Raw genomic sequence first — 11,549 nt, 5'->3', positions numbered from 1 at the left:
AAGTTTTCAGGTCATACGGCATGCCATCTCTTAATGTAAAACAAGAAAAAAATCAGTCATTTGCAGGTTACTCACTGCCGCCCGCCAACAGTCATGAAATCGATTTGTTTAGCCTTATAGAGGTGTTATGGCAGGCGAAACGTCGTATTCTTGCTACCGTTTTCGCCTTTGCGTGCGTGGGGTTGCTTCTGTCCTTTCTGCTGCCGCAAAAATGGACCAGCCAGGCGATTGTCACACCGGCGGAGTCGATACAGTGGCAGGGGCTGGAGAGAACGTTGACCGCGCTGCGCGTGTTGGATATGGAGGTAAGCGTTGATCGGGCCAGCGTATTTAATCTGTTTATTAAAAAGTTTAGCTCGCCCTCGCTGCTGGAAGAATATCTTCGTTCTTCTCCGTATGTCATGGATCAATTAAAAGGCGCGCAAATAGACGAGCAGGATCTTCACCGGGCGATTGTCCTGCTGAGCGAAAAAATGAAAGCGGTGGACAGCAATGCCGGCAAGAAAAATGAAACGTCGTTATTCACGTCGTGGACATTGAGTTTTACCGCGCCGACGCGGGAAGAAGCGCAAAAAGTGCTGGCTGGCTATATTCAGTACATCTCCGATATCGTCGTGAAAGAGACGCTGGAAAATATTCGTAACCAGCTGGAAATCAAAACCCGCTATGAGCAGGAAAAGCTGGCGATGGATCGGGTGCGTCTCAAAAATCAGCTTGATGCCAATATTCAACGTCTTCATTATTCGCTGGAAATCGCCAACGCCGCCGGTATTAAGAGACCGGTTTACAGCAATGGTCAGGCGGTAAAAGATGATCCGGATTTTTCTATTTCTCTCGGCGCGGATGGTATTTCCCGCAAACTGGAAATTGAAAAAGGGGTAACGGACGTGGCCGAGATCGACGGTGATTTGCGTAACCGTCAATACCATGTTGAACAACTGGCGGCAATGAATGTGAGTGACGTGAAGTTTACCCCGTTTAAATATCAACTGTCGCCGTCTCTGCCAGTGAAAAAAGATGGCCCGGGTAAAGCCATCATTATTATCCTGGCGGCGTTGATTGGCGGTATGATGGCCTGCGGCGGCGTATTACTGCGTCACGCGATGGTCTCGCGTAAAATGGAAAACGCGCTGGCGATAGATGAACGGTTAGTCTGATTTACCCGAAAAGCCGGATAGCGATATCCGGCTTTGTCATCTGTGTGGGCGACTATCGCCGCCCCAGCGGTACCACCAGCGGCGTCCCGGCAACCGGATCGTCGATAATCATACAGCGCAGCCCATAGATTTTTTCGATAAGCTCAGCGGTAACAATCTCTTTCGGCGCGCCCTGTGCAACAATGTTACCTTCGCGTAATGCAATCAAATGCGTGGCGTATCGGCAGGCCTGATTCAGGTCGTGCAGGACGGCGGCGAGCGTATAGCCCTTTTCGCGGTTGAGATCGCTTAACAACTCCAGCAAATCAATTTGATGGCTAATATCCAGCCACGTTGTCGGCTCATCCAGCAGCATGATGGACGTTTCCTGCGCCAGCACCATGGCTATCCACGCCCGCTGACGTTGGCCGCCGGACAGAGTATCTACGCTTTGCGTCGCCAGTGAGGTGATACCTGTTGCACGCATGGCACTGGCGACGGCGTCGGCATCTTCCTTGCGCCAGCGGGTAAATAACGGCTGATGCGGATAACGCCCTCTGGCGACCAGTTCTTGTACGGTGATATCGCCCGGCGTAGTGGCGTTTTGCGCCAGCAATCCGATGCGCCGCGCCACCTCTTTACTGGCGTAACGCTGTATTTGTTCGCCATCCAGCCAGACATGGCCGTCAACAGGCGTCATCAGACGGCTTAGCGTGCGTAGTAACGTTGACTTGCCGCAGCCGTTAGGGCCGATGATGGCGGTAAAATGGCCGTCCGGAATCGAAACATTAAGGTTTTTTGCGACGGTATAGCTGCCATAACCCAGCGTTAACTGGTCGCCGCGCAAACGGGCTACGGGTTCGGTCATTTTTTGCGGGACTCCTGAATTAACAAGACGATAAGGTAAATACCGCCGAGGCTGACGGTGACCACGCCCACTGGAAGCTGATAAGGCATAAACAGTTGCTGCGCGCACGCATCGGCGGCCAGTAGTAATAACGCGCCGCACAGCGCCGACTGGGTTAATCCCCAGCGCGCTGTGCCGCTAAGACGGCGGGCGATGTGCGGCGCGACAAGGGCAATAAACGAGATGGGGCCAGCCAGTGCCGTTGCCGCAGCGGTGAGCGACACCGCCACCAGCATCAGCATCAGGCGTGACCGCTCCACGCTAACACCCAGCGCGCAGGCGCTGTCATCGCCCATCTCCAGCAGCCGCATACGACGCACCAGTAGCGCGGCGCCTGTCAGCATCACAATAATCAGCGGCGCCGAAGGCCAGGTTTTTGCCCATGTCAGACCGTTGAGCGACCCGGCATTCCATAAGCCGGCGGTGAGCGCCGTTTCCAGCGACGCCTGCAACAGAAGCCAGGTATTAAAGGCGACTAACATCGCGCGGATGCCGATACCGATGATAATCAGCCGGAAAGTTTCAATCCCGTTAAGCCAGGCGAGCAGCCAGACAATCAATGACGTGACGATACCGCCCGCCAATGCCGCCAGCGCGATCGCGGTAAGATGCTGGCCAAACAGGACCATTGCGACCAGTACGCCGCTCCAGGCGCCGGTATTAAAGCCCATCACATCAGGGCTGCCTAGCGGGTTACGCATCAACGACTGAAAAATCGCGCCACTGACGCCAAGCGCAGCGCCAATCAGCAGCGCCATTAATACGCGCGGTAGTCGCCATTCGGTTACGACAAGGGTGATGTTACGCGGCGCGTCGCCCAGCAGCGCGGCAATAATCTGCCCGGTCTCAAGAGACACGGCGCCGCTTTGCAGACTCCATAAGCCAATGGCGAAGCAGCCGGCCGCCAGAAGCAGGCAACTTACGATAAGCCGACGAGAAAGAAACATCACAGGCCGCCTCCGTTCGATTTACGGCGTACCAGAAAGATAAGTACCGGCGCGCCGATAAATGCACTGACGACCGATACGCGGAGTTCGCCCGGCACCAACAGACGACCAATAATATCGGCAAAAAGCAGCAGAGCAGGGGTTGCCAGTAGCGTCACTGGCAGCGACCAGCGGTGGTCTGCGCCCACCAGCCAACGCGCCATATGCGGCATCATCAGACCAATAAAGGCGATAGGGCCGACCAGCGCCGTTGCGCTGCCGCACAAGACGGTAATCGCCAGTAAACCGATAAGTTGGGTGCGCGCCACTTTACTCCCCAGCGCCGTCGCGGTATCGCTGCCGAGGCTCAGGCTGTTCAGCGCACGGCTCAGAAATAGCGCCACGATCCCAGCGATAACCACGGGCGCGAGCGCGACTTTCAACGTTTGCAGGCTGCGAATATCCAGCGATCCCGCCTGCCAGAAGCGAAGCTGGTCATAGACCTCTGGATTTAACAGCGCGATGCCGCTGGTCAGTCCTTCCAGTACCGCGCCAAGCGCCACGCCCGCCAGTGTCAGGCGGACCGGGCTTAACTGGCCGCCGCCCTGACTACCGGTGAAGGCGACAATCAGCGATGCGATAAGCGCGCCGCTAAATGCCATGAAAAGCTGTTCCAGCGGCGTGGAGAAACCAAACAGCGCCGCGCCCAGTACAATGGCGAAGCTGGCGCCGTTGTTAACGCCCAGAATCCCCGGATCGGCGAGCGGGTTGCGAGTAAGTGTTTGCATGAGCGCCCCGGCGAGACCCAACGCACCGCCTGCCAGTAATCCGGCCAGCGTACGCGGCAAACGCGCATCCAGGACGATAGTGCAATCGGCGCTTTGGCACACGCCGGTGAACGCCTCCAGCACGACGGCGGCGGGCAGCGGTTTCGCGCCAATGACCAGGCTTAAAACCGCGGCGAGACTCAGTAATAACAACAATCCGGGCACGGCAAACGCGCGCGTCACGGAAAACGAGCATGACATAGTAACTTCCCTGATAATGATAGTAATTATCGTTATCTATCTTATTTGGTTATGTTAGCATGTGCAGCCATTGAATGGATATTTAAAAAAACTCGCATTAAGGCGTTGTAATGAATCGACAATCCTGGCTGCTCAATCTCAGCCTGTTGAAGACGCACCCTGCATTTCGCGCAGTATTTCTGGCCCGTTTTATCTCTATTGTCTCGCTGGGGCTGCTTGGCGTGGCGGTTCCGGTACAGATCCAAATGATGACGCACTCCACCTGGCAGGTAGGGCTGTCGGTAACGTTAACCGGCGGCGCCATGTTTATTGGCTTAATGGTGGGCGGTGTGCTGGCCGATCGCTACGAACGTAAAAAGGTGATTCTGCTGGCGCGCGGTACTTGCGGTATTGGCTTTATTGGCCTGTGCGTGAACGCGCTGCTGCCGGAACCCTCATTGCTGACGATATATCTCCTTGGCCTGTGGGACGGCTTTTTCGCGTCTCTGGGCGTGACCGCGTTACTGGCGGCGACGCCAGCGCTGGTCGGAAGAGAAAATCTGATGCAGGCCGGCGCGATTACCATGCTGACGGTACGTCTGGGATCGGTTATTTCGCCGATGTTGGGGGGCATATTGCTTGCCAGCGGCGGCGTAGCCTGGAACTATGGGCTGGCGGCCGCCGGGACGTTTATTACGCTATTGCCGTTACTGACGCTGCCGCGACTGCCTGTTCCTCCGCAGCCGCGGGAAAATCCATTTATCGCGTTACTGGCGGCATTTCGTTTTTTGCTCGCCAGTCCGCTTATCGGCGGTATTGCGCTGCTTGGCGGCCTGGTGACGATGGCAAGCGCGGTACGCGTCCTCTATCCGGCGCTGGCGATGAGCTGGCAAATGTCGGCGGCGCAAATCGGTTTGCTGTATGCGGCAATTCCGCTGGGGGCGGCCATTGGCGCGCTGACCAGCGGACAACTGGCGCATAGCGTTCGTCCGGGGCTCATTATGCTGGTTTCGACAGTCGGTTCTTTTCTGGCGGTGGGGGTGTTCGCCATCATGCCGGTCTGGATCGCAGGTGTTATCTGTCTGGCGCTGTTTGGCTGGCTTAGCGCCATCAGTTCGTTATTACAATACACCCTGCTGCAAACCCAGACGCCGGAAAATATGTTGGGGCGAATGAACGGCCTGTGGACCGCGCAAAACGTCACGGGAGACGCTATCGGCGCGGCGCTGTTAGGCGGTCTTGGCGCAATGATGACGCCGGTCGCTTCCGCGAGCGTGAGTGGATTCGGGCTGGTGATTATCGGTTTGCTGCTGCTGTTAGTGCTGGGCGAGCTACGCCGTTTTCGCCAGACGCCGCCGGTTAGCGATGCTGGCTGATGAAGACGCGTTTATCCGACTGACCAAATCTGTCTGGTCAGTCGGATAAGACTCCGATAAGGCTAAAACAGGGCGGCCAGTCGGTTAAGCAGCAACGTTGCGCTGTAATAATCCAGACGGAACGTCTCCGTACCCAGGGCATAGACGCGCTTATTTTGCACCGCTGGCAGGTGCGCCAGCAGCGGATTGGCGTAAAGGGCCGCAACATCGTTGTTGTCGCCGGCAAACAGGAAAAGAGATTCGCCGTTTAACCCAGCGGCCAGATTTTCACCGCCAAGCTGAATGATATCGTGGCGCTTACCCTGGCTTTTGCTGGTTTGCAGCCCTCGGGGCAATGTCGCCAGCGTAAAGCCTAACTGCGTCAATATTTTCCCTTGTGCTGATTCTGGCGTCCACAGATTGGCGCTATGCGCGGCAGGGGTATACACCAGCGCGCTAACCGGCTGTGGCGGCAGGGCGATTCGCTGTTTAACCGTCGTCAGTTGCGCCTCAAATTCCGCTATTCGCGCGGCGGCCTGTTTCTCCTGACCGGTGATCTCGCCAAGCTGCGTGAGCAAACTCTGCCAGCTTTTATCGTCATAATTGATGACGAGCGTCGGCGCGATAGCGGAGAGCTGATCGTAAAGCGCCAGCGCGGAGTCGCCGCCGGTGGCGCTAATCAAAATGAGATCCGGCATTTGCGCGGCGACCGTTTCGGCATTCGGTTCGCCGATGTACAGCCGGGCGACATGGCGAGCCTTTGCTACGTCGCTCCACTGGCGCATAAACCCTTGATCGTCAGCAAAGCGGTTATTCGGCGTAGTGGCCCCGCTGGCGACGACGGGCGCATCAATCGCCAGCAGCGAGCCTGTTAACGTCACGCTGGTAGAGACGATACGCGCGGGTTTGTGGTCCAGAGTATGAACGCCGCGGCTGTCCTGGATTTGCCGGGGCCAACCGGCGTCCTGGGCTAAGGATATTCCTGAAATTGATAAACCAACCACTAAAAGCAGCCAACGATAAAAGGCGGGGAGTCTCACAATAGCGTCCTGTTATTAATAAAGTTAATGCTTCTCATTTTCATGTCAGCGGCAGCGAGATGCAAGCCTTAGTGCCATTTAACTCATGACCAGAGTTGACAGAGCGACGTTTTACTCTTAGGTTAGCGCACTAAAAATAGAAATAATAATCATTATTATACACAAAATCATTCAAGAAGCATCGCGACGGCAAGGGAAGAAATCCCCGCGGGCATAGATAACTGTGTGACCGGGGTTTCTGATCGCAGCCAACAAAGAGGCAGCTTGAAAGATGAAGTGTATATAAGCCTTTATCATTGGAGGATGATATGGATATGTCACTGGCCGAGGACGCTCAGGAGACAATGGCAACGCTTGCTCCCGATCGCTTTTTCTTCATGTCGCCGTATCGCAGTTTTACCACTTCCGGGTGCTTCGCCCGTTATACCGAGCCTGCGGTTGCCGGAGATTCGCCGGATAGCCCTTTCCAGCAAAAATTGCGCCAGCAGTTTGCCGAGGCCAAATCGCAGGGCATCGCCAACCCTATCCTGGTGGGGGCGATACCCTTTGATACCCGTCAGCCGTCGTCGCTATTTATCCCGATGGCGTGGCAGTCCTTTTCTCGCCAGCAAAAGCAGCGCACGGCGCGTTATTTTACTGACCATCAGTCGCTGACGGTGACGGCGCGAAAGGCGATTCCGGAGCAGGATGCTTTTGAAGCGATGGTCGCACGCGCGGCTATGCTGACCGCCACGCCAGACGTCGATAAAGTGGTGCTTTCCCGGCTGATAGATATCACCACTGATGTGGCGGTGGATAGCGGAGCATTGCTGGAGCGGCTGGTTGCGCAGAATCCAGTTAGTTACAACTTCCATGTGCCGCTGGCGGATGGCGGCGTTCTGCTGGGCGCCAGCCCCGAATTGCTGCTACGCAAGGAGGGCGAGCGGTTTAGTTCGCTGCCGTTAGCAGGCTCGGCACGCCGACAGCCGGATGACGTTCTGGATCGCGAGGCGGGAAACCGACTGCTGGCTTCACAAAAAGATCGCCATGAACATGAGCTGGTGACGCAGGCGATGAAGCAGATCCTGCGCGATCGCAGCACGGAACTGCAATTACCTTCCTCTCCGCAGTTGATCACCACGCCGACGCTATGGCATCTCGGTACGCCGTTTGAGGGCAAGGCCAACGCCGGAGAAAACGCGCTGACGCTGGCCTGTCTGCTGCATCCGACCCCTGCGTTAAGCGGTTTCCCCCATCAGGCCGCGAAAAAGCTGATTGCTGAACTGGAACCGTTCGATCGTGAACTGTTTGGCGGCATTGTCGGCTGGTGCGACGCCGAAGGAAACGGCGAGTGGGTAGTGACGATTCGTTGTGCGAAATTGCACGGTAATCAGGTGCGCCTGTTCGCTGGCGCCGGGATTGTCCCTGCCTCTTCGCCAGTCGGCGAGTGGCGGGAAACCGGCGTCAAGCTCTCTACGATGTTGAACGTTTTTGGACTGCATTAAGGAACGATGATGCGTATACCTTTCACCCGTTGGCCGGATGAATTTGCCCGCCGTTATCGTGAAAAAGGCTACTGGCAAGACGTGCCGTTGACCGATATTCTGACCCGCCACGCTGACAGCGACAAGACGGCGGTCATTGAAGGCGAGCGCGCATTCAGCTATCGCCAGCTCAACCAGGCCGCGGATAATCTGGCCTGCTATTTACGCCGTCAGGGCATCAAACCTGGCGAAACCGCTCTGGTACAACTGGGGAATGTACCGGAACTGTATATCACCTTTTTCGCCCTGTTGAAGCTTGGCGTAGCGCCCGTTCTGGCGCTGTTTAGCCATCAACGTACCGAACTTAACGCCTATGCGATGCAGATCGCGCCGACGCTGGTGATTGCCGATCGCCAACATACGCTGTTCGCCGGGGAGGACTTTCTCAACACGTTTGTGGCTGAACACCGCTCTGTGCGGGTGGTGTTATTGCGCAACGACGACGGCGATCACAGCCTGGACGCGGCGATGCGGCAGGCGGCGGAAGATTTCACCGCCACGCCATCACCTGCTGACGAAGTGGCCTACTTTCAGCTTTCCGGCGGTACTACCGGCACGCCAAAGCTTATTCCCCGTACCCATAACGACTATTACTACAGCGTGCGCCGCAGCAATGAGATTTGCGGTTTCAACGAGGAGACGCGTTTTCTGTGCGCGATTCCCGCCGCGCATAACTACGCCATGAGTTCGCCGGGCGCGCTGGGCGTCTTTCTTGCCAAAGGAACGGTAGTGCTGGCGACCGATCCCAGCGCCACGCTCTGTTTCCCGCTGATCGAAAAACACCAGATTAATGCCACGGCGCTGGTGCCTCCCGCGGTCAGTCTATGGCTACAGGCTATCCAGGAGTGGGGCGGTAATGCGCCGCTGGCGTCATTAAGGTTATTGCAGGTTGGCGGCGCGCGGCTTTCTGCGACGCTGGCCGCCCGTATTCCGGCTGAAATTGGCTGTCAGTTGCAGCAGGTCTTCGGCATGGCGGAAGGGTTAGTGAACTATACCCGGCTGGACGATAGCCCGGAACGGATTATCAATACCCAGGGAAGACCCATGTGTCCGGACGACGAAGTGTGGGTGGCGGATGCCGACGGGAATCCACTGCCGCCGGGCGAGATTGGTCGTCTGATGACGCGCGGCCCCTATACTTTTCGCGGCTATTTCAACAGTCCGCAACACAATGCCAGCGCCTTTGACGCCAACGGTTTTTACTGTTCCGGCGATCTGATCTCCATTGATCAAGACGGCTACATCACCGTTCACGGGCGTGAAAAAGATCAGATCAATCGGGGCGGCGAGAAGATAGCCGCCGAAGAGATAGAAAACCTGTTACTGCGCCACCCGGCGGTGATCCATGCGGCGCTGGTCAGCATGGAAGATGAACTGTTGGGGGAAAAAAGTTGCGCATATCTGGTGGTAAAAGAGCCGCTGCGAGCGGTACAGGTACGCCGTTTCCTGCGAGAGCAGGGCGTGGCGGAATTTAAATTACCGGATCGCGTGGAGTGCGTTGCGTCACTGCCGCTGACGCCGGTTGGTAAAGTCGATAAAAAACAATTACGCCAGCGGTTGGCGTCACGTTCACCGCTCTGAAGGAGAAAGAGAGATGGCAATCCCGAAACTACAGTCTTACGCGCTGCCCACCGCACTGGATATCCCGACCAACAAAGTGAACTGGGCATTTGAGCCGGAGCGCGCTGCGCTGCTCATCCACGATATGCAGGATTACTTTGTCAGCTTTTGGGGCCGCAACTGCCCAATGATGGACCAGGTGATTGCTAATATCGCCGCCCTGCGCCAGTACTGTAAGGAACATCATATCCCGGTCTATTACACCGCTCAGCCGAAAGAGCAAAGCGATGAAGATCGCGCGTTACTCAATGATATGTGGGGGCCGGGACTGACGCGCTCTCCGGAACAGCAGAAGGTGGTAGAAGCCTTAACGCCGGATGAGGCGGATACGGTGCTGGTGAAGTGGCGCTATAGCGCGTTTCACCGCTCGCCGCTGGAACAGATGTTAAAAGATACCGGACGTAATCAGCTCATCATTACCGGCGTGTATGCGCATATTGGCTGTATGACCACCGCTACCGATGCGTTTATGCGCGACATTAAGCCGTTTATGGTGGCGGATGCGCTGGCGGATTTCAGCCGGGAAGAGCATCTGATGGCGCTGAACTATGTGGCGGGGCGTTCCGGTCGCGTCGTCATGACCGAGTCGCTGCTGCCGACGCCGGTTCCTGCCAGTAAAGCGGCGCTGCGGGCGTTAATTCTGCCGTTGCTGGACGAGACCGACGAGCCGCTGGACGATGAAAACCTGATTGATTATGGCCTGGATTCAGTACGCATGATGGGGCTGGCGGCGCGCTGGCGTAAAGTACACGGCGATATCGACTTCGTGATGCTGGCGAAAAATCCGACCATTGACGCCTGGTGGGCGCTGCTCTCTCGCGGGGTAGAGTAATGGCCTGTATTGATTTTTCAGACAAAACGGTATGGGTGACCGGTGCGGGGAAAGGGATCGGTTACGCGACGGCGCTGGCGTTTGTTGACGCCGGGGCGCGGGTGATCGGCTTCGATCGCGAATTTACGCAAGAGAATTATCCCTTTGCTACCGAAGTCATGGATGTGGCGGATGCCGGGCAGGTTGCGCAGGTGTGCCAGCGTGTGTTGCAAAAAACGCCGCGGCTGGATGTGCTGGTCAACGCCGCCGGTATTTTACGTATGGGAGCGACCGATGCGCTTAGCGTCGACGACTGGCAGCAGACGTTTGCGGTCAATGTGGGCGGGGCATTTAACCTGTTTTCGCAGACGATGGCGCAGTTTCGCCGTCAGCAGGGAGGGGCGATTGTCACCGTAGCCTCAGATGCGGCGCATACGCCGCGCATCGGTATGAGCGCCTACGGCGCCTCTAAAGCGGCGCTGAAAAGCCTGGCGCTAACCGTAGGGCTGGAGCTGGCGGGCTGCGGAGTACGCTGTAATGTGGTGTCGCCGGGCTCGACCGACACCGATATGCAGCGCACGTTATGGGTGAGTGAAGATGCCGAACAGCAGCGCATTCGCGGTTTCGGCGAACAGTTTAAGCTCGGCATACCGCTCGGTAAAATCGCCCGTCCCCAGGAGATAGCCAATACCATTTTGTTTCTTGCCTCCGATCTGGCCAGCCACATTACCTTGCAGGATATCGTGGTGGACGGCGGTTCAACATTGGGAGCCTGACGATGATCTGGAAACGGCATTTAACGCTGGATGAATTGAACGCTACCAGTCAGAACACGCTGGTGGCGCATCTGGGCATTGTTTACACCCGTCTGGGCGATGACGTGCTGGAGGCGGAAATGCCCGTCGATGCCCGCACTCATCAACCGTTTGGTCTGCTACACGGCGGCGCATCGGCAGCGCTGGCGGAGACGTTAGGATCAATGGCGGGTTATCTGATGACCCGCGACGGGCAGTGCGTGGTTGGGACCGAGCTAAACGCCACTCACCACCGCGCCGTCTCGCAGGGGAAAGTACGCGGCGTTTGCCTGCCGCTGCATCTGGGGCGGCAGAATCAAAGCTGGGAAATTACGCTCTTTGACGAGCAGGGGAGGCGCTGCTGCACCTGTCGCCTGGGAACGGCGGTAATGGGATAGTTCTGGCAAAGTAAAATGCAATTGCAGCATTA

11 protein-coding genes are annotated in these 11,549 nt (G+C 56.9%); 7 read left to right on the top strand and 4 right to left on the bottom strand.

What is annotated here, in order from left to right:
- Nucleotides 1–20 precede the first annotated feature (20 nt).
- Entirely contained in the window at nucleotides 21–1,157 is a 1,137-nt protein-coding gene (wzz(fepE), locus tag HU143_RS16140; RefSeq protein WP_023227377.1) for an LPS O-antigen length regulator Wzz(fepE), read from the top strand.
- 52 nt (nucleotides 1,158–1,209) lie between these two features.
- Here wzz(fepE) and fepC read toward each other — a convergent pair whose 3' ends face one another.
- Genes fepC through fepD form a run of 3 tightly spaced genes read right to left on the bottom strand, consistent with a single transcriptional unit; the run spans nucleotide 1,210 to nucleotide 3,997 of the window.
- Nucleotides 1,210–2,004, bottom strand: a complete 795-nt coding sequence (gene fepC, locus HU143_RS16135) for an iron-enterobactin ABC transporter ATP-binding protein (RefSeq protein ID WP_023227378.1) — start codon at nucleotides 2,002–2,004, stop codon at nucleotides 1,210–1,212.
- Complete coding sequence (fepG, locus tag HU143_RS16130; RefSeq protein WP_072162133.1) at nucleotides 2,001–2,990, bottom strand: iron-enterobactin ABC transporter permease; 990 nt, start codon at nucleotides 2,988–2,990, stop codon at nucleotides 2,001–2,003. The genes fepC and fepG overlap by 4 nt, the downstream gene beginning before the upstream one ends.
- Nucleotides 2,990–3,997: a Fe(3+)-siderophore ABC transporter permease gene (gene fepD, locus HU143_RS16125; protein WP_001277879.1), complete on the bottom strand. Its 1,008-nt coding sequence runs from the start codon at nucleotides 3,995–3,997 to the stop codon at nucleotides 2,990–2,992. Before fepD ends, fepG begins: the two co-directional genes overlap by 1 nt.
- A 110-nt stretch (nucleotides 3,998–4,107) precedes the next feature.
- Here fepD and entS point away from each other — a divergent pair, with 110 nt between their 5' ends.
- Complete coding sequence (entS, locus tag HU143_RS16120; RefSeq protein WP_023193448.1) at nucleotides 4,108–5,352, top strand: enterobactin transporter EntS; 1,245 nt, start codon at nucleotides 4,108–4,110, stop codon at nucleotides 5,350–5,352.
- Nucleotides 5,353–5,414: 62 nt separating this feature from the next.
- Here the strand turns inward: entS and fepB are convergent, their stop codons facing one another.
- Nucleotides 5,415–6,371 (bottom strand): Fe2+-enterobactin ABC transporter substrate-binding protein, encoded by a 957-nt coding sequence (gene fepB / locus HU143_RS16115; RefSeq protein ID WP_023227380.1) that lies wholly within the window; start codon nucleotides 6,369–6,371, stop codon nucleotides 5,415–5,417.
- Nucleotides 6,372–6,679: 308 nt separating this feature from the next.
- Between fepB and entC the strand changes: the two genes are divergently transcribed.
- Genes entC through entH form a run of 5 tightly spaced genes read left to right on the top strand, consistent with a single transcriptional unit; the run spans nucleotide 6,680 to nucleotide 11,517 of the window.
- Nucleotides 6,680–7,855 (top strand): isochorismate synthase EntC, encoded by a 1,176-nt coding sequence (gene entC / locus HU143_RS16110; RefSeq protein ID WP_000367600.1) that lies wholly within the window; start codon nucleotides 6,680–6,682, stop codon nucleotides 7,853–7,855.
- Nucleotides 7,856–7,864: 9 nt separating this feature from the next.
- Nucleotides 7,865–9,475 (top strand): (2,3-dihydroxybenzoyl)adenylate synthase EntE, encoded by a 1,611-nt coding sequence (gene entE, locus HU143_RS16105; RefSeq protein ID WP_001222459.1) that lies wholly within the window; start codon nucleotides 7,865–7,867, stop codon nucleotides 9,473–9,475.
- A 13-nt stretch (nucleotides 9,476–9,488) separates the two neighbouring features.
- Nucleotides 9,489–10,346, top strand: coding sequence for an isochorismatase (locus HU143_RS16100; RefSeq protein WP_001007166.1), 858 nt, complete (start codon nucleotides 9,489–9,491; stop codon nucleotides 10,344–10,346).
- On the top strand, nucleotides 10,346–11,101 hold the full coding sequence (gene entA, locus HU143_RS16095) for a 2,3-dihydro-2,3-dihydroxybenzoate dehydrogenase EntA (protein ID WP_023227381.1): 756 nt from the start codon (nucleotides 10,346–10,348) through the stop codon (nucleotides 11,099–11,101). The genes HU143_RS16100 and entA overlap by 1 nt, the downstream gene beginning before the upstream one ends.
- 2 nt (nucleotides 11,102–11,103) lie before the next feature.
- Nucleotides 11,104–11,517: a proofreading thioesterase EntH gene (gene entH, locus HU143_RS16090; RefSeq protein ID WP_000637966.1), complete on the top strand. Its 414-nt coding sequence runs from the start codon at nucleotides 11,104–11,106 to the stop codon at nucleotides 11,515–11,517.
- Nucleotides 11,518–11,549 lie beyond the last annotated feature (32 nt).

Source organism: Salmonella sp. SJTUF14076 (genome assembly GCF_015534835.1).
Taxonomy (GTDB): Bacteria; Pseudomonadota; Gammaproteobacteria; order Enterobacterales; family Enterobacteriaceae; genus Salmonella; species Salmonella enterica.
Note: the sequence above shows the minus strand (reverse complement) of the source record. Positions and strands in the feature narration are given on the sequence as shown.